The organism is Acidithiobacillus sp. HP-11, from assembly GCF_015100075.1.
GTDB lineage: Bacteria > Pseudomonadota > Gammaproteobacteria > Acidithiobacillales > Acidithiobacillaceae > Acidithiobacillus > Acidithiobacillus thiooxidans.
Map to the genome: position 1 here is coordinate 1 of NZ_JACKYY010000014.1, position 23479 is coordinate 23479.

Annotated in this window: 19 protein-coding genes and 1 pseudogene; 8 read left to right on the top strand and 12 right to left on the bottom strand. The window is 51.3% G+C overall.

Annotated features, from left to right (window positions below; all coding sequences use genetic code 11):
• Window positions 1-135: 135 nt before the first annotated feature.
• From H7F08_RS05860 to H7F08_RS05880, 5 genes are all read right to left on the bottom strand, one after another.
• Window positions 136-537: a hypothetical protein gene (locus H7F08_RS05860; protein WP_193640080.1), complete on the bottom strand. Its 402-nt coding sequence runs from the start codon at window positions 535-537 to the stop codon at window positions 136-138.
• A 38-nt stretch (window positions 538-575) separates the two neighbouring features.
• Window positions 576-1391, bottom strand: a complete 816-nt coding sequence (locus H7F08_RS05865; protein ID WP_193640081.1) for a hypothetical protein — start codon at window positions 1389-1391, stop codon at window positions 576-578.
• A 76-nt stretch (window positions 1392-1467) separates the two neighbouring features.
• A complete protein-coding gene (locus H7F08_RS05870) occupies window positions 1468-2763 on the bottom strand; it encodes an ATP-binding protein (protein WP_193640082.1) in 1296 nt (431 codons plus the stop codon).
• The gene (locus H7F08_RS05875; protein WP_193640083.1) at window positions 2760-3251 is read right to left on the bottom strand and encodes a response regulator transcription factor; all 492 of its coding nucleotides are present in this window, start codon (window positions 3249-3251) and stop codon (window positions 2760-2762) included. Before H7F08_RS05875 ends, H7F08_RS05870 begins: the two co-directional genes overlap by 4 nt.
• Window positions 3252-3270: 19 nt before the next feature.
• Window positions 3271-3774, bottom strand: coding sequence for a hypothetical protein (locus H7F08_RS05880; RefSeq protein WP_193640084.1), 504 nt, complete (start codon window positions 3772-3774; stop codon window positions 3271-3273).
• Between the two features lie 287 nt (window positions 3775-4061).
• On the opposite strand from H7F08_RS05880, the gene H7F08_RS05885 reads away from it, so the two are divergent.
• The 6 genes from H7F08_RS05885 (at window position 4062) to H7F08_RS05910 (ending at window position 12598) form a co-directional block, all read left to right on the top strand.
• Window positions 4062-5510: a TolC family protein gene (locus H7F08_RS05885; protein WP_319803964.1), complete on the top strand. Its 1449-nt coding sequence runs from the start codon at window positions 4062-4064 to the stop codon at window positions 5508-5510.
• Window positions 5507-6703 (top strand): efflux RND transporter periplasmic adaptor subunit, encoded by a 1197-nt coding sequence (locus H7F08_RS05890; protein WP_193640085.1) that lies wholly within the window; start codon window positions 5507-5509, stop codon window positions 6701-6703. The genes H7F08_RS05885 and H7F08_RS05890 overlap by 4 nt, the downstream gene beginning before the upstream one ends.
• Window positions 6700-9828, top strand: a complete 3129-nt coding sequence (locus tag H7F08_RS05895; protein ID WP_193640086.1) for an efflux RND transporter permease subunit — start codon at window positions 6700-6702, stop codon at window positions 9826-9828. Before H7F08_RS05890 ends, H7F08_RS05895 begins: the two co-directional genes overlap by 4 nt.
• A gap of 98 nt (window positions 9829-9926) precedes the next feature.
• Entirely contained in the window at window positions 9927-10874 is a 948-nt protein-coding gene (locus H7F08_RS05900; protein ID WP_193640087.1) for a sulfotransferase family protein, read from the top strand.
• Window positions 10867-11805: a sulfotransferase family protein gene (locus H7F08_RS05905; RefSeq protein WP_193640088.1), complete on the top strand. Its 939-nt coding sequence runs from the start codon at window positions 10867-10869 to the stop codon at window positions 11803-11805. The genes H7F08_RS05900 and H7F08_RS05905 overlap by 8 nt, the downstream gene beginning before the upstream one ends.
• Window positions 11792-12598, top strand: coding sequence for a glycosyltransferase family 25 protein (locus H7F08_RS05910; RefSeq protein WP_193640089.1), 807 nt, complete (start codon window positions 11792-11794; stop codon window positions 12596-12598). Before H7F08_RS05905 ends, H7F08_RS05910 begins: the two co-directional genes overlap by 14 nt.
• A 259-nt stretch (window positions 12599-12857) precedes the next feature.
• On the opposite strand, the pseudogene H7F08_RS15855 reads toward H7F08_RS05910, so the two are convergent.
• Window positions 12858-12973 (bottom strand): annotated as a pseudogene (locus tag H7F08_RS15855) (IS5/IS1182 family transposase); the annotation flags it as partial.
• Between the two features lie 544 nt (window positions 12974-13517).
• On the opposite strand from H7F08_RS15855, the gene H7F08_RS05915 reads away from it, so the two are divergent.
• A complete protein-coding gene (locus H7F08_RS05915; RefSeq protein WP_193640090.1) occupies window positions 13518-14117 on the top strand; it encodes a hypothetical protein in 600 nt (199 codons plus the stop codon).
• 122 nt (window positions 14118-14239) lie between these two features.
• Here the strand turns inward: H7F08_RS05915 and H7F08_RS15425 are convergent, their stop codons facing one another.
• From H7F08_RS15425 to H7F08_RS05940, 5 genes are all read right to left on the bottom strand, one after another.
• Window positions 14240-15199: a hypothetical protein gene (locus H7F08_RS15425; RefSeq protein ID WP_227487816.1), complete on the bottom strand. Its 960-nt coding sequence runs from the start codon at window positions 15197-15199 to the stop codon at window positions 14240-14242.
• Between the two features lie 527 nt (window positions 15200-15726).
• Window positions 15727-16857 carry a TniQ family protein gene (locus tag H7F08_RS05925; RefSeq protein WP_227487817.1) on the bottom strand — a complete coding sequence of 377 codons (1131 nt, stop codon included), beginning with the start codon at window positions 16855-16857 and terminating at the stop codon, window positions 15727-15729.
• Entirely contained in the window at window positions 16818-17705 is an 888-nt protein-coding gene (locus tag H7F08_RS05930) for a TniB family NTP-binding protein (protein WP_193640092.1), read from the bottom strand. Before H7F08_RS05930 ends, H7F08_RS05925 begins: the two co-directional genes overlap by 40 nt.
• Window positions 17702-19576: a Mu transposase C-terminal domain-containing protein gene (locus H7F08_RS05935; RefSeq protein WP_193640093.1), complete on the bottom strand. Its 1875-nt coding sequence runs from the start codon at window positions 19574-19576 to the stop codon at window positions 17702-17704. The genes H7F08_RS05930 and H7F08_RS05935 overlap by 4 nt, the downstream gene beginning before the upstream one ends.
• Window positions 19569-20162: a heteromeric transposase endonuclease subunit TnsA gene (locus tag H7F08_RS05940; RefSeq protein WP_227487818.1), complete on the bottom strand. Its 594-nt coding sequence runs from the start codon at window positions 20160-20162 to the stop codon at window positions 19569-19571. Before H7F08_RS05940 ends, H7F08_RS05935 begins: the two co-directional genes overlap by 8 nt.
• Window positions 20163-20356: 194 nt before the next feature.
• On the opposite strand from H7F08_RS05940, the gene H7F08_RS15725 reads away from it, so the two are divergent.
• The gene (locus H7F08_RS15725) at window positions 20357-21037 is read left to right on the top strand and encodes an ATP-binding protein (protein ID WP_193640112.1); all 681 of its coding nucleotides are present in this window, start codon (window positions 20357-20359) and stop codon (window positions 21035-21037) included.
• A gap of 26 nt (window positions 21038-21063) precedes the next feature.
• Here H7F08_RS15725 and katG read toward each other — a convergent pair whose 3' ends face one another.
• A complete protein-coding gene (gene katG / locus H7F08_RS05950; protein WP_193640095.1) occupies window positions 21064-23253 on the bottom strand; it encodes a catalase/peroxidase HPI in 2190 nt (729 codons plus the stop codon).
• Window positions 23254-23479 lie beyond the last annotated feature (226 nt).

Below are 23479 nucleotides of genomic sequence, written 5' to 3' on the forward strand. Positions count from 1 at the left end.
AGCGGGCCAGGTGCCCTTCTGGGAGCCAGTCGTCCATGGAAGGGGGCAGAAGATAATCAGTCTTGCGGTCAGTATCGAGGAAGTGGGCCATAAAATCACTCATCACATTGAATCGTAAGTAATTATACGATAATTTTAGGCAAAATGAAAGTCCGACAAGCTGCTAGTTGCCTTGCGCGTAGAGCCGGGTACCATTGGCGTTGTGGGCACCACCACCTGTGGGCGGACAGATGGGTAGCCTCCGGGATGGCTGAATGTTCGAGTTGGCCTGGTTGGTCGTATGGCGGGGGTGGAGTGCGGACGTGCAGTCGGTACTGCGCGTCCTCCTTGCAGCGGTTCAGGCAGAATTTGAAAGGTATGCTGGGTCGGATAGCCGGTTTTCGTGATCAGCTTCAGGGAAGGCCGATGCCATAGTAGCAGGACTAACCCGCTGCCAATCAGCAACGCCGAAAGGAGTACCCAGGGAGTCAGGCGATATCCAGGTTCAGCACGATATTCTGGCAGGAGAATCTGGAGACGTGGTGACATGGTAGCCATGGGGGATCGATTTTCCTTTTAACCGTGCACGGATACAGTCAATACTGGTAGGCGACGCCGACGTCTGTCGCGAACTGGTTTGTTGACGAAGAGGGCTCTTCAATGCCTGCGGATGGATTGGTGCCCCCCGTGTAATTAAAATGCGTGAAGGCAGTACCGGCAAAAAAATGCCAGGGTCCCCGGAGATGGTAATTGGCTTGCAGGCCAATTTTTTCCTCTCCAGAAGTGCCAAATGCGATGGGTACCGGATAGGGCATCAATCCAGTAGACGTGTTTTCGCCATCTACTACCGCCAGCAATTCGGTATCCAGTCCAAGCACCCAACGCGGCGTAGGGGCGATTTGTAGCAGTAACCCGGCCCCAACCAGACCGGCGCTGTAGGTTTCATCGTAGCCTCCCGTGCCCAGTAAATTGCGTTGCCAGTCCTGATAACCTCCCGCCAGGTAGGGGGTCACGACGACGCTAGACTGCCAGGGGATCCCGATGCCGAATTTGGCCAATACCCGATTGGTGGTCGCTGCATCCAGTCCAGTCGCAGGCGTCCCATCCATGTAACTTCCCAGGTAGTGGATGTTGCCGGAGGCGTATTGGTAGTGAATGGCCCAGTAGAGATTGGGTACAAACGCGTTGTTCATGTTGTCCAGCTGGATGTCGAAGCCCGGCATCCAGCCCGATTCCGTATCAGACGGACCCGGGGTGATGTGTTCTTGGTAGTTCATCAACATGTCGGAAGCGGCAAAGCCGATGGCGTTGTTTGCCGCAAGAATGGTGCTGTTTGCCTCCTGGGCGCAGGCTGCGACGGGATAGATCAGAGCAAGGGCAAATGTGCTACAAAGAAAATGTAAGGCTTTCATGATACGCTCCTATAACTTATTGAGTGCGTTTTTGAATATTGCCGATAGTGGACTGTTGTAAGTGACGAGTTTCTCCTTAAGAACCGAGTTGATGACTGGCGTCTACAGGGAAAATGAGCGTAACCAGGAGACCTCCTTCAGGATGGTTACTGAGGGATACGTCCCCACCTTGGTGACGCATCAATCGCTCGACAATGGCCAGACCAAGCCCAGTATTTGCGCCCTTGCCAGCCATAAAGAAGGGCTTGGTCACATCCGCTATTAAATGGGCGGGGATGCCTGAACCATGGTCACGGATTTTTACGATCACCCGATTCAGAGACCGGTCTACTATGAGTTGGATTTCTACCGGCCCAAGTCCATGCTGTACAACATTTTCCAGAATATTACTGAAAATCCTTTCGCAACCCGTTTTACCCAGATGTAGATCAGGAACCGGGACCGCTTGCAAGGACACGTCAAGCGCGTGGATTTCCTGAAAGCGTTCTATGGTATTCACTATCAAAGTGACCAAATTGGTGGGCTCCAGTTCTTCTTCGGTCCCTTCCCGAACATAAGCTATAAAGCGCTGAATGATCTCATCCATTTCACGAACGTTTTCAATAAGATCGTCGCGCAGTTCCGATTGACTTTTCTCAAGGAGCTCCACGGCAAGGCGCATGCGCGTGAGTGGTGTACGCAGGTCGTGGGAAACCCCCACCAGCACCAGTTCCCGCTCATCAATCAACGCATCAATTTCCGTAACAAGACGGTTGAAACGCTCAATCAACTGACGGATATCACGCGGTCCTCGCGCAATCAACGTGGATTTTTTTTCACCGTGCCGGAATTTTTCCAGGCGGTCGACCAGACGAATCAGGGGACGCGTACTCTGGCGCGCGGCCAAGAAACCACCGATCAAAGAGACCAGCAGAATCGCTAACAATTGGATCCAAGGCAGCGATTTAGGAATGGCTTCGCGTATAGGCAACTTGACTTCTACAGCACGTGGCCCAGCCCAGAACAAGCGGATAACATGTTGTGCGGGGTCGGCCTCAATACGCACACTCGACCCCAGGATGCCCCTTAAATTTTGTGAGACCTGAATCAGGAATGGATTCGGCTGAGGTTGCGGCACAGGAAATTGGTCAGGGGTCAAAACATGCACATTGAGTCCCAAAAGCTCCTTGGCAGCTTCGTGTTGAGCCACGGGGAGATGGGATGCCAACACGAGGACCTGAGCCCAGCGCCGGGCGAGATCCTGTGCATGGCTGTCTCTCATGAAGTGCTGTACAAGAAAAAAAATACTGACCTGACTACCAATCAATAAAAGGGCTATCATCAATGCCATACGGACAAACGTGGTGTTGAACCACGCCAGTAAGTTTTTCATTGTGGTATGACCTGCGGCAAAGCCGCGAAAATCGCCTGCTCCTCCTCAGCGGCTAATCTCCTGGCTAGATGAGAATGAGCGTTTTCGTGTGGTTGCTCGACGGATTCAGGTGGTAGCCAGGAAGCCACGGACGCCCTTCGTAACAGGGCATGCAGACGTGCCAGAAAGGCAAAATGACTAATGGGCATGTGCACACATTCGTCCGCCCCCGCTTCGAGAACGGATATGCAATCTCTTGTGCCGCCGTACTGGAAAAGAAAAATCAACGGCGCATCAAAACCCCAGGATCTCATTCGATGAATCAATGGCTCACTATTCTGTGAGCCAAAAATCAGGCACGCACCAGGCAGGGGCATATTTTTAGGGGGAGGACCATACACCGCCGTTTTGTTCAGATGACGAATGTCAAAGCTTCTATCCCGCAAATAATCTGCGAGCAGTGCGGATTGTGTATCTGTACAATTCACCAGCCAGAGTAATGGGTTCATTACACCACCATCCTTTCTGTCATTGGAACCCAAAATGCGTGCATGGGCTGTCAGAAGAAAACACATGCAAGCGCTGTTTTTGCGCCGACGAGAGCAGCGCATCCAACTTTGTGGTCACGCGTGCCACTATCTGACCGATCATTCGGCGATCCTGCTCCAAGGCCCGGGAAAGGTCTGGAATATCCTGTTCGTGATTTCCGGTGGTAATCGCGTTGTGTAGGGCTGCACCATGTAAGAGTGACCGCTGAAACTGCCGTCGATATTGCAACCAATAGCTCCGTTTAATGGCCTTCAGCGCTTTGACCTGATGCGCATCCAGCGTCAGAAAATTTTTATGGCGCTCAATTAATCCCAGCATCCTTGGAATCGGCGGTTGAGAACCATTGAGCCGGGTTTTGCCATTGGGGAACGGGTCAAGGATTTCGGGTTCTGTTACCGATCGGGTACCCCTTGATGCTTCACTTTGCGTCCAGCCGAATGACTGGATAGCCGTAAGAACAAGTTCCGTATGACGCAGTAACATGATTTGCCCCCTTGCGTGAAAGAGTCACCAGCAGATTCCGGCGAGAATCTCTGGAAAGCATCATAGCTGCGGCAGAAAGCGATTCTACAGTGAGAAGATGTTAAGGATTGTAAATTTCCAGAGCTAACCGCAGCGGCATATTTACAACATCTTTTTGATAAACAATAGATAACTTCAATACTGACCCTCCATCCATTTACATCTATTCATAATTCAGCGGGTCAGGAAGTCTGCACAGACAGGGTTAAAGCCACTAGTATAGCCTTGAGTTGCATAAAGGGGATGCCGTGACTTCGATACAAATTCTGCGGATCATGATGGGTACCACCCTGTGCTGCTGGGGCTTGGCCGCCAGTGCCGCGCCGTTGGATACGTTTTTTTCAGATCCGTTTGACACGCAGGCTTGGTTGAGCTCGGGAGCAGGGGCGGCATGGAGTGATCACGCCCTCAAGCTTCCCACCGCCACCCGGCCGAATAATGTGCATTTCACCCATCGGATGACCCTTGCCCAACTGACCGCTTATGCTCTGCGTCATAATCCTGCTACCGAGGTGGCCTACGCCAATCTCCAAGCTTCAGCGGCGGGATTGGGTGTGGCTACTTCGGGATATTTACCGACCCTGACCCTCACCAGTTCGGCAAATCGTTCTCAGCAAAACAGCACCGCAGGGTTTGCCATACCCGCCTTGAATGCAGACTCTACGAGTCTGAGCCTCAGTTATGTTTTGCTGGATTTTGGTGCACGTGCGGCCCAACGCAACGCCGCAAAGGCCCAGTTATTTATATCCGGCTTCGATAACAACCTCGCTCTACAAAATGTTTCCCTTTCCGTCACACAAAATTATTATCAATTGATCGGGGAACAAGCCTTGGTACGCGCCTATCGACAGACGGTCGCAGAAGACCTCGCCAGCCTGAATACGGCCACTATTCAGCAGAAATCAGGCATGGCCACGATCAGTGATGTACTGCAAGCCAAAGCGGCACTGGCCCAGGCGAAAGCCGAACTGATTTCGGCGCGGGCACAGGTCCGTTCGGATCAGGGTGCCCTGGCTGAATCCTGTGGCTTGTCGGCGGACAATCCTATACCGCTTCAACCATTGAACCCCCAGGTGCTTCCACCAATCGTTACCCCTGCCGTACAAACCTTGATTCACTATGCGATCAGTCACAATGCTTCTGTTTCTGCCGATGCGGCCCAGATTCTTGCAGACCGTGCGGACGTCCAGTCTGATCAGGCGGTGGGCTTACCGACACTGAGCCTGGGGGTCAGCGGCGGTAAGCGGTTCCAGAATCAGTTATCTCCTTCGCAAAACTGGTCCATCGGCGTTACCCTCACCGTCCCCATTTTCTCTGGCTTCAAAGACAGCTACCAGGTAGAAGAAGCACGCTCCCAAGTCAACAGTGCACAGGCCAGTTTGAATGAAGAAGCGCAAACGGTTTCTCTCACTGTTTATCAAGACTATCAGACGGTATTGGGCGCACGCGAGGCCGCTCAGGCCGCGCAACTGGCCGTAGCCAGTGCCCAGGCTTCACTGAAAGCTGTTCGGGCGCAATATAAAGTAGGATTGGCCACCATGGTGGATTTACTGACGGCTCAAGCAACGCTGACCACGGCGCAACAAACCCAGATTCAGGACATTACGACCGGCTACATTGATCTGGCCAATCTGGCCAATGCGTTGGGTTACATAGAAATTCCGCACGATCTGACATCCTTGCAGGATCAATCATGAAAATCATTCATCTCACGCGCAATCGCGTCACGCTTCTTGCCACCCCTTCATTGCGTTGGCTTCGACAGAGCGCTTTTGTGGTGCTGGGACTGGTCATTATGACCAATCTTTCCGGTTGCCAGGAAACCCACCACCGCAAGGTTCCCGCTCTTCCTGTAGAGGTAGCATCAGTGACCCAAGGGAATCTGCCCATCACCGTGGATACGCTGGGTCAGGCTGTGCCTATACACAGCGTAACCGTGACGCCGCAAGTGAGCGGTACCCTACAGGCAGTCTATGTACATTCTGGACAATGGGTCACCCGAGGGCAGCCTTTATTTTTAATAAATCCTGCCATGTATTCTGCCGAAGTGGCTCAGGATAAGGGGAACCTGGAAGGGGAAATAGCCCAGGCGCACTATGATGCGCTCCAGGTCCAGGCCTATAAGCCGCTCATCGCCAAAAATTACGTGACCATGCAGACCTATCAGGAAGCGGTGGCCTCCGCAGAGACGGCCAATGCGACCGTAGCTGCGGATCAGGCAGCCCTCCAACAGGCGGAACTGAATCTTTCCTATACGCGGATCAATGCCCCCATTTCCGGGCAGGTCGGCCTGTTGACCATCAAATCGGGGAATCTGGTCGCGGCCAACAGCACTACCCTGACGACCATCAATCAAACCCAGCCTATCAAAGCACAATTCAGTCTTCCGGAAAAAAACCTTGGAGATTTGCGTGATGCGTTGAAGAGTAAGGCCGATACCGTCCAGGTATGGAATGAAGATCAACAGAAACTTCTCGGTCATGGTCCGATCACCGCTATCGATAACAGCGTCAGTTCAAGCTCTGGGACAGTGACGGTTCAGGCCACCATGCCGAATCCGGAGAATGCCATCTGGTCAGGTGAGTATCTGCAGGTCGTCTTTACTAAAAAACGCTTACACGATGCTTTATTGATTCCTTCGCTTGCCCTGCAGGAAGGCGAATCTGGGCCTTTTGTCTATGTGATTCGGCAAGGTAAAGCGATCATGCAACCTGTCACTTTTTTGGGCCAAAATAAGGGCCAGACAGCCATTTCTGGGCCTATTCACGTAGGCACTCAAGTCATTGTAGGCGCACCCGCACGCTTGCGACCCAGTGCGCCCGTACGCGCTATTTCCTCCAACACTAAGGCTGCATCAAGGACCCCGAAAAAATCCGGGGGTATGGCATGAATCTCTCCGAACCGTTTATCCGTCGGCCCGTAGCGACGACAGTACTGGCATTGGCTATTGTGATCCTGGGGATTTTTGGCTATCTGCAATTACCTTCCGCTTTGCTCCCCAATGTGAGTTTCCCAACGGTATTGGTGACCGCCTCTCTACCTGGTGCGAGTCCGCAAACCATGTCCAGTGCCGTAGCGACCCCGCTTGAACGGCAATTTTCGAGTATTCCCGGATTGACGGCGATGAGTTCAACCAGCCAAAACGGGTCTACCCGGATTATCCTGCAGTTCTCCCTCAACGAGTCAGCCGCTGAGGCCACTCAGGACGTTTCCGATGCGGTCTCGCAGGCAGAACATTTTTTGCCTCCGGGGATGCCGGAACCACCGCTGGTCAAAAACATCAACCCGACCGCAACACCGATCATGTATATCGGTCTGTCAGCGGCCAATATGCCGCTGTACGATTTGGATAAATATGCGGAAACGAAAGTAGCCACTTCTTTATCCACGGTTCCGGGCGTTGCCGATGTCGAGGTCTTTGGCGCGCAAACCTATGCCGTGCGCATCTACGCGAATCCCTTTGCTCTTGCGGCACGTGGGCTCAGCTTGAATGCGGTAGAATCCGCGATTGAATCGGCCAATGTGGACTTGCCAGAGGGAACGCTTGAGGGCGGCAAAGTGAATTTTGCCGCGCAGGTACATGGGCAGCTGCATACGGCCAAAGCTTTCAATCATCTGATTCTGGCGTACGCAGGGGGGCAACCCATTCCTCTCAGCGCGGTAGCCAAGGCGCAAAACAGCACGCAGTACAATCTGCAAAAAACCTGGATTAATGGTTCTCCCGGCATCGTTCTGGCGGTTGTTCGTCAGCCCGGTAGTAACACGGTGGCTATTTCGCAGGGGATCCGGAAGATGCTGCCGTCCTTGATGGCATCTGCCCCTGGTGGTGCGCAGCTTTCGGTTGTTTTTGACAACGCCGATTACATCAGGGCAGCTATCGAAGACGTGGTTTTTACCTTATTGCTGGCCAGTCTGCTCGTCGCTGGCGTGATGTGGTTATTTTTACGCAGAGCTACGGCTACTCTGATAGGTGCACTGGCTATCCCCTTGTCATTGTTGGCTACTTTTCTGGTCATGATGTTATTGGGCTATAGCCTCAATACCCTGACCTTGCTGGCACTGACCCTGTCTGTAGGCTTTGTGGTCGATGATGCGGTGGTCATGCTGGAAAATATCAATCGCCATCTGGAACGGGGAACCTCTGCCATGCAGGCCGCCTTGGACGGCTCTCGGGAGATCAGTTTTACCGTCATGGCGATGACCCTTTCTTTAGCCATCATCTTTCTGCCATTAATCCTGATGGGTGGTTTTATCGGGCATCTGTTTGCGGCCTTCGGCGTTACAATTGCTGTGGTGATTCTGCTGTCCGGCCTGATTGCATTGACCGTTACCCCCATGTTAGCCAGTCGTTTTTTGCATCGGGGTGCTGCGGAAGACCGGGACCAACAAAGCCGGTTTGAACGAGGATTCTCACGCAGCCGTGATTTTTATATCCGCAGCTTGCGCAAGGCGCTGCAACACCGTAATTGGTTACTGGGTGTCGCAGGATTGATGCTCCTGGGCAGTGTAGGGTTGGCTCTGATTGTACCCAAAAGTTTTATCCCCAATGAAAATAATGGTTCCTTTTTTGCCAGTATTCAGTATCCCACCGGCATGTCCTTTGCCGAACTGGCGGCGGAGCAGAAAAAAATTGAGGCAGTTGTTTTGCGAAATTCCAGCGTGCAATCGGTTATCTCTTCGGCCGGACAGGGTGCTGGAGCCTTTGGCGGAAGCAATTCTGGTCGTCTGATTGTACGCCTCAAATCCGGAGATTCCGGGAAAACCGATGCCGTTATCGCCTCTCTACGCCAGGCAACCCGCCAGTTTTCCAATACCGAAATATTTTTCCAGCAACCGGCAGCTATTCAGGTCGGACCTATTTCCTCAAATGCGCAATATCAATATGTCCTCCAGGGACAGGATTGGAACACCCTGGATACCGCTACACACAATCTGGTGACTGCGTTGCGCAAAAACACCCTAATTCAATCAGCTAATAGTGATTTACAAACCAACAATCCACAAGTTTCCATCACGATCAATCGTCCCCGGGCGATAGCCATGGGGGTGACAGCGCAATCTATCGAACAGACCTTGGCACTGGCTTATGGGGGACAGGAAGTAGGGACTATTTACGGAAACTCGAACCAATATGAAGTGATTTTCGAATTGTCTCCAAAATATCAGCAAAATATTAATGCATTATCTTCATTGAGTGTGCCGGGAAGCGGTGGCACCCTGGTACCATTGTCTGCAGTGGCCAATTTTACCTATGACGCAGGCCCACTCAGCCTGGAACAGTACAATGGACTACCCTCCACGACCATTTCCTTCAATCTGGCTCCGGGTGCCAGTCTGGGGACGGTGACCAAAGAGGTTGATGCCACCGCACAGCAGATATTACCTGCGGGTGTTACAGGAGAATTTGGAGGTAGTGCATCCACCTTCGAGTCTGCATTCTCATCGCTGCCCCTGCTGCTGGTAGCCACCATTTTGCTGATCTATGTGGTGCTCGCCATATTATATGAACATTTTTTACATCCTTTCACTATTCTTTCGGCCTTACCTCTCGCAGGCTTTGGCGCGCTATTGTCCCTGCTGGTTTTTCATCAGCCACTCGATTTATATAGTTTCGTCGGGATCATTATGCTCATGGGGCTCGTCAAGAAAAATGGCATTATTCTTGTGGATTTTGCAGTCAGCCGGCGGCGCGAAGGAGAAAGTGCTTTAGAAGCGATTGTGGATGCCTGTGCCGTGCGCTATCGCCCTATCATGATGACAACTTTCGCCGCCATTCTGGGTGTTCTCCCGATCGCCATTGGCCTTGGGGCTGGGTCGGGTTCGCGCGTGCCCTTAGGCGTCGCGGTGGTTGGGGGGCTAGTGTTTTCACAATTTCTGACCCTCTACATCACTCCGGCTTTTTATCTCTGGATGGAGTCGTTTGGGGATCGGGTGAAACGTTGGTTAGGCATGCAGGCCCCTGAAAAAGTGTCGGCTTTAGCACAGCCACAGGAAAGCTCAACACTCAAACTGTGAGCATTTAACCCCTACTGGTTTTGCCATGGTATCTGTTCCTCGATACCACGGAACATTACCCAGATGAATTTTTATCAGTTTTGTCCTTGGAGTCATCCATGCCTTTATCATACCCAACCTCATCTTCAGCGCTTTGGCCCAATTTTTATATGGTGGGTACCGTCAAGGGTGGGACAACTTCCCTTTATCGCCATCTTCAGCAGCATCCCGATGTTTTTTTACCGGCGTTCAAGGAACCCCATTTCTTTGCGCAAATCCAACCAAAATCGAATCGTAAGCACCTGGTAGAATTTATTAAAGACGAGGCAGATTATCTCAAACTTTACCGCAGCGCCCTGAAATTCTCTGCCGTTGGGGATGCCAGCACTTCCAACCTCTGGTACCCCGAAGTGCCAGAGCGCATTCATCAAGTGGCACCCGATGCCAAAATCATTATCATGCTGCGTGATCCAGTAGCTCGCGCTCATTCCCATTATCTGATGGATTTTCGTGAGGGAATAGTTGATCAGCCGTTGAGTGTGGAATTACTGAAACGTGATTTTGAGCAACGCGAAAAAGGCTGGGGGATTTCGCGGATGTACGTGGACTTGGGCCTGTATGCGGATCCTGTACAACGCTACTTCCAAACCTTTGGCGCTTTCAATGTGCAGATTCTGCAATTCGATGAATTGGTTCGAGCTCCGGAAGATACCTTACAGCGCGTTGCCCAGCACCTGGGTATTGCTTTTGACCCGTTTTTACAGATGGATCTGAACACCGTACATAATGCTTACAAAGCCCCGCGTGGCAAGTGGTCCAGACGTTGCGCCGCGAGCCCGTTGGCCCGCTGGATTGGCTATCGGCTTATGCCTAGAAACCTGCAGTGGTGGTTATATCAGCACCTGATTTTAAAATCTTCTTCCAAACCGCAGCTGGATCCAGCAGTGCGCCACTATCTAGAGAGCATTTACGCAGCTGATGTCCTGAAACTGGAGACCCTATTGAATCAGGAGCTGCCGTCATTGCGGGCTTCCTGGTCGATCAGCGAGCACATCAGCCATGTCTGAACTTGCCCTGAAATCAGGGGAGATGTCTCCCACTACGCGCCGCGTAGTCTGCGTACTCGGTATGCACCGTAGCGGGACCAGTGCCATTGCCAAAGGTTTGGAATGTTGGGGTATCCATATGGGGGATGCTCTCATCTCCCCAGGAATGGATAATCCACGCGGGTATTGGGAAGACGCACAAGTTGTCGCAATTAATCAGAAATTGATGCAGCGCTGTGATTTGGCATGGAACGATGTGCGTATCTTATCAACTGAAGTTTTTCTTGATGGACGTCACGAGGACCTGACCGAACAAGCCTTCAAATTACTGGAACAAAGAATCGCTGTTTGGAATAACTGGGGATTCAAGGATCCCAGAACCTTGCGCACACTTCCTTTCTGGTTGCGTGTAGCGGATCTGGGGGGAATAGACATACAATTTGTTTTAGCCCTCAGGCACCCGATTTCCGTGGTGGCCTCTCTGCAGACTCGCAATGGTATGGATGCCGTGCGCAGCCAATTGATGTGGTTAGCGCATTGGGTGCCTTTCCTGAACCTGCTGGAAAACCAAAAAATTGCCATCCTCCATTATGATCAGGTGTTAGAACATCCTGCACAGACGATGCAGCGCGCAGGAGAGCATCTTGGATTTGCGATTCATGCCGAGCGACTTCATACCTATAAGCATCACTTTTTGACTGGCAAATTGCGCCATCATCAGGCAGGGAATGATTCCCCAGAAAACCCACTCATCTTACCATTGGTACACAAAACGATGCAGGTGCTGGGAAACTGTGGTGTATCGCCCGATGCCCAGTTTTGGCAGGCGTGGAAGCTCCTGCAAAATGAACATCAAAATTTATCCGGTATCCTGGACTTGATAGATCACGAAAGCGAACGACGGCGCAGACGCCGCACTTTCTGGTGGAAGATGACTCATGTCCACCGATAGCCTTCACCGAAAGTCATCCACCCAAACCTTTCTGCCGCCGGTTTATGTTATTACGCTTACTGAGGATATGGATCGCCGTAACCATGTAGAAGATTTACGAAGGAACGCCGGAATACCCATGAAAATCTTTCCGGCTATTACGCCTCGTACGAGAGACGCCTACCCGCCGATTTACGATGCGCGTTATCGACAATGGCATTATGGTTATGACCTGACCCCGGGAGAAGTGGGTTGTTTTTTGAGCCACCGTGCACTTTGGGAGCTTTGTGCACAATCACAAGATCCAGCATGGTGTATTTTGGAAGATGATGTAGAGTTGGATCCTGAATTTTCGGCCAAGCTACAATTGGCATTGGCGCATGTGACAGACTGGGACGTACTCCGCCTGATGGCGGAACGCTATGATCGCAAAGGATTACCCTACAAAAAATTGGATGACACTGATACTTTGATGCATTACGTCAGGCCTGCTATGGGAACGGCCGCTTATCTGATTCGCCCCGCCGCTGCAAAACGCTTGCTGGCGTTCAGCACTCGAATGGCCGAGCCCGTGGATAAGGTGCTGGATCAATATTGGCTTCATGGTTTACGTGTACTGGTTTTGGAGCCATTCGTTGTTCAAATCAGGCAAGATTTACCTTCTGCCATTTCTTGCCGTGGCTGGGATGCCATGCGAAATGGTAAAAGGCCTCTCTGGCGTCGCCTGCAGCGCGATTTCCGTAATGGCAGAGATGCTCTCGCAGGGTTACTGTACAGTTTGAGGTATTTTCTGGGACTGTTTAGTCATTACTGAAAGTTGTCTGCCAAACAGTGTCAGTGATTTTTGAATATAAAGCATCGAAACCTGGACGAGGCGAGATACTGGCGGGGCTAAAAAACGCTTCATGTTATCCAGCAGATCAGTCCAGTGATTGAGGAACAAAGTGAGGAGCAGCTCGAAAAACCCGCTTTCCTGACGGATGTTAGCCTCTAAAATCAGGATGTAGGACATTTTCCTACGGTTTTTGTAGTAAACGGTATTTTTCAAGGCCATATTTCCATGATTTTCCGCATTACAGGCACACTGCAGCTCTGATCGGCCCCGTTACGAGAAAGGTCAGGCGTTTGATGTTGTAGGTCACGGCCATCATGGTCATCGCGAAGCTTGGTGTACTTGGCCGATGGTCCGGCGCTCCACGTTCATCATCGCTCTGCTTTTTACTGCCGGTGATTCGCGACCTTATGCCTCAAGAAACGCCAATGAGTGATCGCCCGCCAATTTCCGCAGAACTCCATGCTGACGGTGTAGAAAATCTCTAACGACTTGCCGATCTGTTCCCGCTGCTGTTTTAGGAGAATAGCGGCCATGGGTTTATTGCTCTTCCACAGCGTTGTATGCAGCCAACTGGTAGTACAGGTCGGACATTATCATTTGCTTGCCGCTGAATGACCGCAATCAGTCTGCTGCCGACCATCAAGTCTCAACGGCGGCATGGCAGCGTAGGCGGTCATTCCCACCCAGCTTGGGAACGAGTAGTATCGGCCAAAAGCGGGCACTCACCTTTTGTCCAATCATGTCATTAAACCGTCTGCTTCTTAATGCGGAACAGCCAACTTTGGCGGAACTCAGTTGGAAATTGACTAGGGAATCGGTATCGATTCACACTCACTGTTCCGCAGAATCCTCAGCGGTGGCTTGAAATCCAACCCTTACTTCGAGCGGCAGGCATACCGTGAAACTCGACGCATATCTAGAACTCTCCAAAGGCTGGCTCATCGACCATACCTCAGTCTATGACCTTGCACGCAGCACAGAGCGTGCAATGCAACACGACTATGTAGTACCAAAAAATCCAACCTGGGATGATGGGCCTTGTCTCGGTTCATGGAACGGGACCGAGCGAATTCAAGCAGCGGTCCCGCTTTCGATCAAAACCAGTCTTGAAGCGGGGAAAGCAGCGGAGCTCGCAATGGGGTCAAACTACGCTGGGCATCCAACCGGGAAGACACCGATCTCCTTCCTCGATGGCAACTCACCCCGTGTAGGCGCGGTAATCGCCAGAGCCGGCATAGTGGTGCAGTTCGAACTGTGGAAGGATTACGCTAGGTTGGTCAGCTACCCATTCAACAAGAAGCAGATGAAAGGCTGGACGTTCCTCGACAAAAGGGAGGAACCCAATCTCGAATACGCTATCAATAGGCGGAATGAGCTAACCCATGAACCCATGCCCGCGAATGATCCAAACATGCGTGAACTTGTGGAATTCTGCAGTAAACTGCATTGGCTCGCGAAGATGGCAGAAAGTTACATGGCTAACAAGTCTTCCAACTGAACCGTCCCAATGTTGGTACTGACAGGAAACCAAGATATATGAAATTTCGAGAGTTGCTTAATTCCCGAGTCTCATACCAGGTCATCGTTACGTTTGATCTTACGGATGCAGATACTTCTTGCTCATAATTTTGGACAGCAGACAGCATCATAACTCACGTTAATTTTGTGATTTTTACGCGCAACAGAAGGCAACCAGTATGATTTTCCAGAAAATTTTATGACAATACCTTCATCCTCATTTTCCAATAGATTCAATGCCACGTTCCGCCCAATGTTCTTCGGCAACCCATGAAAATAAGCCAACCCCACCGACACCCACCGACGTATAAACTCGTCGCTCTCGTCGCCATCACGCATCATCGCCATCAGTTCTTTTTCCAATTTGATCTGACGTGCTTTTTGCACCGCTCCGTCCATGGGCTGAGGTATAGCTATATTCGCAGAATGCATTTCATGCAAAAACCGCACAAAACCCGTCAGAGCAGCCCGTTGCCCAGGTACCCTACCTAAGTACCTTTCCACCGCTTTTTGACTAGGAAAATTCAACCCCATTTTTTGCGCTTCCAACAGTAATGCCCTGGCAGGGGTCAAAGCAAGACGTACTGAACGTAGCCTCAGTTTTCCAGAGTTGGCCTTTAACATCAGCGCATCGTGATATTCTTTCAGAATCCTGGACCCTTTCGTATTGCCTTCCAACGTCTTAAGCAACTGCTCAATTTGCCGTTTCTCAGAGTCATCACGCAATACGGCATCATCTTTAGACACCAACCCAGTTTCCTGCATCCATCGCATGGGTAGCCTCACCCTGCGTAAGCCTTCCGCGCCGAAATGAGCAACCAGCCGAGCATAGTCCGGAAGATCCTTCCAGACTTTCTCCATCTCCAGAAAGAAGGACAGATATTTGTTCAAAGTAATGGCCGCTTTGTTCTCACCGACTGTAGCAGCCAACCAGGCAGCATAATGCTCGAAGTGCCTCGCCATCGTCTGCGCAGAAAATGCTGCCTGATTCATGGCAATACGCTTTTTCAGAAGACCCCGCCAGTAACATGCCTCGCACTCGGCAATTCTGCCTGCCGGCATGGGCTGTCCGCACTCCTGGCAGGGTATCAATCCACCCTCAAAACAGGTTTTGCATAAGCGCCGTCCATCACCTCTCACCATCAGCAGTCGATGATGGTGACAGGCCTGGCAATTGCCATGATCCGCACGAGCACATTTGGGGCACAGACGAAGGTCATGCTTGAACCGGGAAACCCGAGTCAGCCTTTTCGACAGCTGACCGCAAAGCTCACAGGCTTCCGCTTCCTTAAAATATTTCGCGCAGGAATTGCAGACCGGGCCGGAGGGTGTCACCCTTCCGATTCTGTAATCTTTTTTTCCACAACGCAGACAGGGGCGGTCCACTTCACAATGGCGGCACACGGCGGCAAAATCACGGCGCGGCAACCGTCTATAATTGCCACATTTCGCGCAGAGTCTGCGCTTGAACTCCCTGGCGTAGCATGTGGAGCAATACTTATGCCCCTTATGAACCCGCATTATTTTCCGAACCCGCCTACCACATTCATCGCAAATGATCTCGGCCGTTGGAGTCTTCACTGACTCCGTCATCGCAGCTGCATCTCCATTTTGCGCTGTAAGCGACGCCACATACGCATGACTTCGTGACGCGATCGTGGCTGACCTGGATCACGAATAAAGGGTTTTCTGGGACCTTTGGCGTTGTCTGGCAGCTGGGCATAAATCTCGGTGAACAAATCCGGCATCTGTTCCCCCTTACTCACAAATCCTTGCCGGGTAATGCCAGACTCTTCCAAATGCGTGGACACATCGGCAAGGTCAGTTTTTATCAGTTTCCATAACGCATCCAGCAACAACTGCCGTTCCGAAGCTGAAAGCAGTTCAACCCCCGTACCTGGGTCCAGCGGCAACTCCGGGATTACAACACCTATCTTTCCCAGAAACACATGTAACGCCTCTGTATTGCTGCGATTTGCCCTACGCAAAAGTGAAATCAAAAAGGAAGATCCAGCGAACCACGCATCCGTTTCAGTCCGTTGAGCCATGAACAGATTTTTACCATCACGGACGGCACCATCTCCTGCATTCTGAAAAGCCAGGGCATCATCAGAGCAGGGCGTCAGGTCATCCACATTCCTCAAATCGCCCTTACAACTTGCACAAACAGCCACCAGGCCGTCTTCCGCCTGCAAGCGGTGCGGTTCCAAGGGCGCTCTACAATGGGGACAACGATCCAGAAGTACACAATGATGCTGAGCACAGCCTGCATGCCAGGCGAAACGCCATTGCAGGCGGTAATAAGGAATGCTATCAGCGCGAAGACAGGCTGGACAATATTGCAGGCCGCTTCTCCGCTTCGTATTGCGTGCGCCAAGCGCCAATATCCATGGCCACACAGCTTTGGCAGGCAGGGTCTTCCCACTGATTTTTTCGGCGACATTTTTAAGGGTTGCCTCACGAAAGAACGACAAGGGAATCCCAGATGGAACAACTAGCCTGGTTAAAGGATTTTCATCCAGAAATCGGTCCACGTCTCTCGTCCATATGCGCCACTTAGGCCATATTTCGCCGGTAAGCACCATGGGATCGCAGCCCTGGGCCAAAGCTGCGCGCACCAGCCACGATGAGATGATCTCATCGGGTAACATTGGCACAGAACGCACCCAACGCGGGCGGCCTACACCTGTTCCCTGATGCCACGTGTAGGCCGCAGCCATTGCTTTTTCTCTATGATAGACTTGTCGATTTTCTCCGCACCCGTTTTAATGGCTTCCACGGCGCACTCCACCAAAAGGCGGTGCAGATTACCCAGATTCCCTTCAGAAATAGCGAAAAGCAGACTGACCGTTTCGCTTTGATGTAACAAAGAGGGCTTTTTAAGTGGTAATACTTGTTCAAAACTCGCTACCAGTTGCTGAAATTCTGGGTTCAATTCCCATGGCGGCAACGTGACGACATCAAACCGGCTGGCATGTTGTGGATCCGTATGCAAAACCCGAACGGCCTCTCTGGTGCCCACCCCGACAATGGGAATCGCTAATTCGTTGCAGAGCAGCTTGATCGCGTTCATGACCTCGCGCTGCTTGGTCACCGTCCCCGTCAGGAGAGAGTGAAATTCGTCGATAACCAGGATGCGCACATGACAGTCTCGCATCAGATGAACCACCTGATAGCGGAGCTTAGAAGCGGGGTCCGTGGCTCTGTACGGCGTCCAGAAACGCTCCAGGATCGCTATATATAATCCTTTTTCGTCCGCGCTGGGCGGCGCTTCGCTGACAATAATCGGCTTGACGGGTTCCGCATTCTCATTGACGTAGCCCTCTCCATGCAATTTCTGAAAGCGCCGAATAATCGTTGTCTTGCCATTGTTGGAATCACCAACAATGAGCAGATTAGGCATGCGTGGGCGCACGGGCTTTTCCATTAAACCGCGCAAGTTATCCAAAAGGCGATTAGCCTGGGCGTAACCTATCCAGCGCGGCTCATCAAGAAATGCCATGCGGTCCTTATCCGACATGCCTAAAACATGGCGGAATTCCGGATGAATATGAGTAAGGTCTATCATGCAATGTCATCCAGTGGCTTAACTACGCCTTCCAACAAGGCCGGGACAGGAATCGCTTTCTCCAATGTCTTTGCCGCCAGCGGCCGTGATGGAGACATCTTTTTGGAATGTTCTTTACGCCTTTGTTGCTGACGACGGGCCTTTTTCGTCTTCTCTGATGAACTATCCACCTGTTGACGCAGGTCATTTAATGCCTGAAGTACCATGGTTTCATTCATGGACTTCATACCATTTTGGCGAGCGCGTTTTGCTGCCAGTGTGTACTCCCAGATACTCATGCTCGGCATCGACTGATCAGCGAAAGGAATACGAAAGTACATGCCCAAATCCGGGTCGTGAAACCAGATGATACTGATGTCACGGGGATCACGACGAAAAATGAATTGCCGTTTTGTACCAGGCTTGTCCGGATCATCCGCATTGATCCACTGCCTTATCACATCTGCATAGTAAGTCAGCCCATCTATCGAGACGCCATCCGCCTGTATGGTCCGCCGGAACATCGGTAAGAAGTCCAATAACAAAACTTCGCGGTCTGCTGGAATCGATGACAATCCACGACCCGGCGTATCCTCATCGCCAAAGACGCCCAACTCCCACTTCTTTTCAGGCGTCATGCCAATGCCCGAGTGAATCCGCTTGTGATACACCTTGCAAATCAGTGTCACCAGCCAAGTCTCAAATTCTGACTTGGTCATGGTTGCGTGTTTCTCGGAATCATATTCATCACGTTCCTTGATCGACGAAAAAGTGGTCCCAGGAAGGCCGTGAAATTCTTTTAGAAAAGTGCCCAGCAGGCGTTCGATGTGTCCTCCAAACCGGGCTTGTTTTACCGGACGGTATTCCAGACGAATGTTATACATTGCGCAAGAGTTTCGGAAACTTTCAGAACGGAAATCCGACCCATTATCCACATGAATCGTTGTCATGAGGCCAGATACGGGCCATGTCGCATCCACATTATGCAAAACCAGCCAATCTTCTTTGGGTAAAATAGCGTGTGCCACACACATTCCGACAGAAGTAATTGAGGGAGCATCAAAAGACAAGTAGTAACCTACAACCATACGGCTAAACACATCAATTGCCATGGTAACGGTGGGTCGGCCAATAGGTTTCCGATAAATATCATCTACCAGAATAATATCAGCTGGGGTGTGGTCGATCTGCACAACAGCCAATGGATAGTCTGCGTTGGGGAACTGACCGGGAACCGGGGTAAATTTATTTTTGGCTTTTTCACGATATCCCCGTTTGCGTAATGAGTCACGCTCACTGATTTCCGAAACTCTGGCACGGATGGTATTAGGATGTGGCACTTCCGGCAGTTGGGCTTCCTTACACCGTCGTCGCACTTCCAAAACCACTTTCTGAACAGAGGGTCGTTGTACCGTCAGATACAATTCATCAATAACCTGCTGAATGATTTGCTCAGCATGCACGGAGATTTTCCTGGCCCCTTTTCTGACGCCTCTTTTTTCTGGCATAAGACTATCGAGGGTTCCTGCATCCCGGTAACGTTTAAGCCAGCGGTAAAGCGTGGTGAAATTGACACCCACTTCTTGAGCACGGGCCTCAACCTCGCGCCGTCCAACATCAAACTGGCCTATAAGAGGTTGTATCGCGGCATGTCGCTCCTGCGCTATTTTCCAGTTTTCGTCAGCAATAGAGTCAATATCCTGAACTTTTTTAGACCCATCCACCACGGGGGCCAGATCGGCGATGCGAAGGCTTGCACTCCGGCCAGATTCCACATCAGTTCCAATAATCGTTTCAAAATCGATGACTTCCGTTATGCGATAAACAGCACCGTCAGAAACAGCCATTGATCCAGGTATGGGACGGAAGGTTTGTCTGCCTGAATCACGCATATTCAGGAATCCATAGTTCACTGTTGTTGGACAAGGGTTGTGACCAATCACACTCTATCCGGGATGTTGCCAGCAGATACCAGAGATGACTGATTCCCCTGGAACGATCCGCTTCACCGAAAAAATGTCGGGCCAACAGATGATCAAAAGTTGCGGTTCCCATTTGGTTCAAATTCCCGATAATCCATTCTGATTCTTCCGGCACGAACTGCATCTGCCGATATCGTTGCAAAAACATGGCATTTTTCCAGCGTTGATCGCGGATACGAGGTTCATGCCGCAAATGAAACAAATATCCATGAGCCTTGCAGTAAGCCATCGCTGCACGAAATTTAACTTTCCACTCGGACAGATATTTGCAAAGTTCGCTGACGGGCTTGACCTCAATAAGGACGGGGGCGCGGTAAGGTGCCGGATACGCCCTATATGTCACCAGATAGTCCGGTGTGTATGGATAGATCTGCCCATTAGAACCGATAAACTCAATGGTCAATGGTTGGGAAACCACATCCAACACACCTCTTTCCGTTTCCAGGCGGATCAGGAAATCCCGTTCCAGCGTGGATTCAAAGTCCACAGGCCCCATCCCTCGAAATGGATACAACCCGGATACGCTACGTCGGGTTGTACCGATCTTGCGTCTGGGAGAATTGTCAGTTTTGTAGCGCCTATTAGTGTTCATATCAAACTTTGTAGCACCTATTGTTGGTATTTTGTAGCAACAATTACTGTAAATCAAGCCATATAACCAGTTGATTCACCGTTCCGAGTGTAGCATCAATTAAAGGAAATCACAGGGGATCGCGCCCCCGCCCCGGAGAAATCAGTCTTGCGCATCATGGCATTCTTTTTCTGGATGAAATGCCGGAATTCTCGCGGAGTGTTCTCGAAGTGCTTCGGGAACCTCTGGAGTCCGGCGAAATCCATATTTCCAGAGCCGCCCGGCAAAGCACCTTCCCGGCGCGTTTTCAGTTGATTGCCGCCATGAATCCCTGCCCCTGCGGCAATCTCGGTAATCCACATCAGGCCTGTGTGTGCACCCCAACTCAAATTTCCCAGTATCGTGGCCGTCTTTCCGCCCCTCTGCTGGATCGTATGGACATTCAAATAGAAGTACCGAGTCTTCCGGTAGAACTCCTGCAAAAAGCGCCAGAAGGCGAAAGTTCTGCCTACTGGCGCGAACGGATCAGCGCGGCCATAAATCGACAGTGGCAACGACAGTCCTGCCGTAATGCCCAACTGCAGGGCGAAGCGTTGGACCAGCATTGTGCACTACAGCCCGAGGGCGCCCGCTTACTGACGCGCGCCGCTGACACCCTGCATCTTTCCGCCCGTGGCTATCACCGCATTTTGCGTCTGGCCCGCAGCATTGCCGATCTGGAAGAAAGCACCACGATCAGCCTGCAGCATCTGTCCGAGGCCATCCAGTATCGGCGGCTGGCGCAAAGGTTCATTCATTAATCTGACCTGAGCCTGCCTGCTAGTTTTTATCCAGCCAAATCAAAACGATCGAGATTCATGACCTTGGTCCAGGCTTTTACAAAATCCTCCACAAATTGAGCTTGCCCATCGGCGCTGGCATACACTTCAGCCACTGCCCGCAACTCGGAATGCGATCCAAAAACCAGATCCACCCGGGTCGCAGACCACTTGCGAGCCCCCGTTTTACGATCATAGCCGGTGAAGGTTTCAGCCTCCTCCGCATCTGCTTTCCATTCTGTCCGCATATCCAGAAGCTGCACAAAAAAGTCATTACTGAGAACACCAGGCCTGTCTGTAAACACACCGTGTTCGGCTGCGGCAAAATTCCCGCCCAATACGCGCAAACCAGCTAACAGAACCGTCATTTCCGGAACAGTTAAGGTCAATAATTGAGCTTTGTCCAGCAACAGAGCCTCTGCTGGGATGTTGGAACAACGGGCACTGCGGTAGTTACGGAAACCGTCTGCGACTGGCTCCAATACGGCAAAGGAGACCACATCCGTCTGCTCCTGGGTAGCGTCCATGCGTCCCGGAGTAAACGGCACCGTTATCTGGTGACCAGCTTGGCGGGCTGCGTCTTCTATCGCTGCATTACCTGCAAGAACAAGCAGATCTGCCATGGATATTTGTTTGCCCCCGCTTTGCTTGGCATTGAAGTCGGCACGAATACCTTCAAGTGTATTTAATACCTTGATCAATTGCACGGGCTGGTTGACTTCCCATTGCTTTTGCGGTTCCAGACAAATATGCGCTCCATTTACACCACCACGTTTGTCAGACCCACGAAAAGTTGAGGCAGATGCCCAGGCGGTTGTCACCATTTCCGAAACCGTCAAATCTGAATCCATGATTTTGCTCTTCAGAGCAACTAGATCCTGATCATCCACCAATGGATGATTCACATCCGGTATGGGATCCTGCCAAAGCAAATCTTCTTGCGGCACATCAGGCCCCAAATACCGGCTTTTAGGTCCCATGTCCCGGTGCGTCAGCTTAAACCAGGCGCGCGCAAAAGCATCGGCAAAAGCTTCCGGATGCTCGTAAAAGTGCCGCGAAATTTTCTCGTAAACGGGATCGAAGCGCAGGACGAGATCCGTCGTCAACATGGTTGGACGATGAAATTTTGATGGATCATGGGCATCGGGAATGATTTCGGGAGCATTTTTGGCAACCCACTGATGGGCCCCCGCTGGACTTTTTTCCAGTTCCCACTCGAAGCCAAACAGATTTTCGAAAAAATTATTACTCCACTGCGTGGGGGTTTTCGTCCAGGTGACTTCCAGACCACTACCAATCTGATCTTCTCCCTTGCCACTGCGAAAGCTGCTTTTCCAGCCCAAACCCTGATTTTCAATGGGTGCGGCTTCTGGTTCCGGACCAACATGGGTGGCCGGTCCGGCCCCATGTGTCTTCCCAAAAGAATGCCCGCCGGCAATTAATGCTACAGTCTCTTCATCGTTCATGGCCATGCGTGCAAAGGTCTCACGGACGTCTTCAATGGCTGCCACCGGATCTGGATTGCCTCCCGGACCTTCCGGATTCACATAAATCAAGCCCATTTGCACCGCTGCCAGAGGATTTTCCAGGTCTCGCTTGCCGGTGTAACGATCCTGATCGCCCAACCAGGTATTTTCTGCACCCCAGTAAACCGATTCATCAGGCTCCCAAACGTCCCGACGTCCACCGCCGAAACCAAATACCTTAAAGCCCATGGATTCCAGAGCCACATTGCCGGTCAGCATCATGAGATCACCCCAGGAAATGCTGTGCCCATATTTTTGTTTGACCGGCCAAAGTAAACGCCGGGCCTTGTCCAGGTTGACATTGTCCGGCCAGCTATTGATGGGGGCAAAACGCTGCTGGGCAGCACCCGCACCACCCCGCCCGTCACCCGTACGATAAGTACCCGCTGAATGCCAGGCCATGCGTATGAAAAAAGGTCCGTAATGACCAAAATCGGCTGGCCACCAATCCTGGGATTCTGTCATTAAAGTACGGAGATCTGCCTTGACTGCTTCCAGATCCAACGCCTGAAACGCTTTGACGTAGTCAAAATCGCTTGGCATGGGGTTGGATAAAGCCGAATTTTGACGCAGGAGCCCAAGATTCAAGCGCTCTGGCCACCAATCGCGAATTGACTGTAAATCACCGGTAGCCATGGTTTTACGAAACGGACAAGTCATTTCTTCAGACATATCACATCCTCCTTATTGATATAGACAGACAGCCACGAACCTCGACACATTACCCAGATCACAAATAAAACTAAATATATATTTAGACTAATTATAAATCGTTGTCAAATGCTTTGCGCTTCTGTGATAAAATTCAGTATAGGTCAGTTTCCGCATTTACTATCAGAGGAGCGATCATGTACGGTGCCAGTCCCTTCGCAGGCTTAAGCAATCCTTTAATATTACT

Bases quoted from the DNA above. Each gene is read 5' to 3' on its own strand.
- H7F08_RS05875 (WP_193640083.1), bottom strand. From the start codon at position 3,251: ATGAACCCATTACTCTGGCTGGTGAATTGTACAGATACACAATCCGCA.
- H7F08_RS05930 (WP_193640092.1), bottom strand. From the start codon at position 17,705: ATGATAGACCTTACTCATATTCATCCGGAATTCCGCCATGTTTTAGGC.
- H7F08_RS05895 (WP_193640086.1), top strand. From the start codon at position 6,700: ATGAATCTCTCCGAACCGTTTATCCGTCGGCCCGTAGCGACGACAGTA.
- H7F08_RS05940 (WP_227487818.1), bottom strand. From the start codon at position 20,162: ATGGGGCCTGTGGACTTTGAATCCACGCTGGAACGGGATTTCCTGATC.
- H7F08_RS05910 (WP_193640089.1), top strand. From the start codon at position 11,792: ATGTCCACCGATAGCCTTCACCGAAAGTCATCCACCCAAACCTTTCTG.
- H7F08_RS05900 (WP_193640087.1), top strand. From the start codon at position 9,927: ATGCCTTTATCATACCCAACCTCATCTTCAGCGCTTTGGCCCAATTTT.
- H7F08_RS05935 (WP_193640093.1), bottom strand. From the start codon at position 19,576: ATGCGTGATTCAGGCAGACAAACCTTCCGTCCCATACCTGGATCAATG.
- H7F08_RS05865 (WP_193640081.1), bottom strand. From the start codon at position 1,391: ATGAAAGCCTTACATTTTCTTTGTAGCACATTTGCCCTTGCTCTGATC.
- H7F08_RS05870 (WP_193640082.1), bottom strand. From the start codon at position 2,763: ATGAAAAACTTACTGGCGTGGTTCAACACCACGTTTGTCCGTATGGCA.
- H7F08_RS05860 (WP_193640080.1), bottom strand. From the start codon at position 537: ATGGCTACCATGTCACCACGTCTCCAGATTCTCCTGCCAGAATATCGT.
- H7F08_RS05880 (WP_193640084.1), bottom strand. From the start codon at position 3,774: ATGTTACTGCGTCATACGGAACTTGTTCTTACGGCTATCCAGTCATTC.
- H7F08_RS15425 (WP_227487816.1), bottom strand. From the start codon at position 15,199: ATGCCGGCAGGCAGAATTGCCGAGTGCGAGGCATGTTACTGGCGGGGT.
- H7F08_RS05905 (WP_193640088.1), top strand. From the start codon at position 10,867: ATGTCTGAACTTGCCCTGAAATCAGGGGAGATGTCTCCCACTACGCGC.
- H7F08_RS05890 (WP_193640085.1), top strand. From the start codon at position 5,507: ATGAAAATCATTCATCTCACGCGCAATCGCGTCACGCTTCTTGCCACC.
- H7F08_RS05925 (WP_227487817.1), bottom strand. From the start codon at position 16,857: ATGGCTGCGGCCTACACGTGGCATCAGGGAACAGGTGTAGGCCGCCCG.
- katG (WP_193640095.1), bottom strand. From the start codon at position 23,253: ATGTCTGAAGAAATGACTTGTCCGTTTCGTAAAACCATGGCTACCGGT.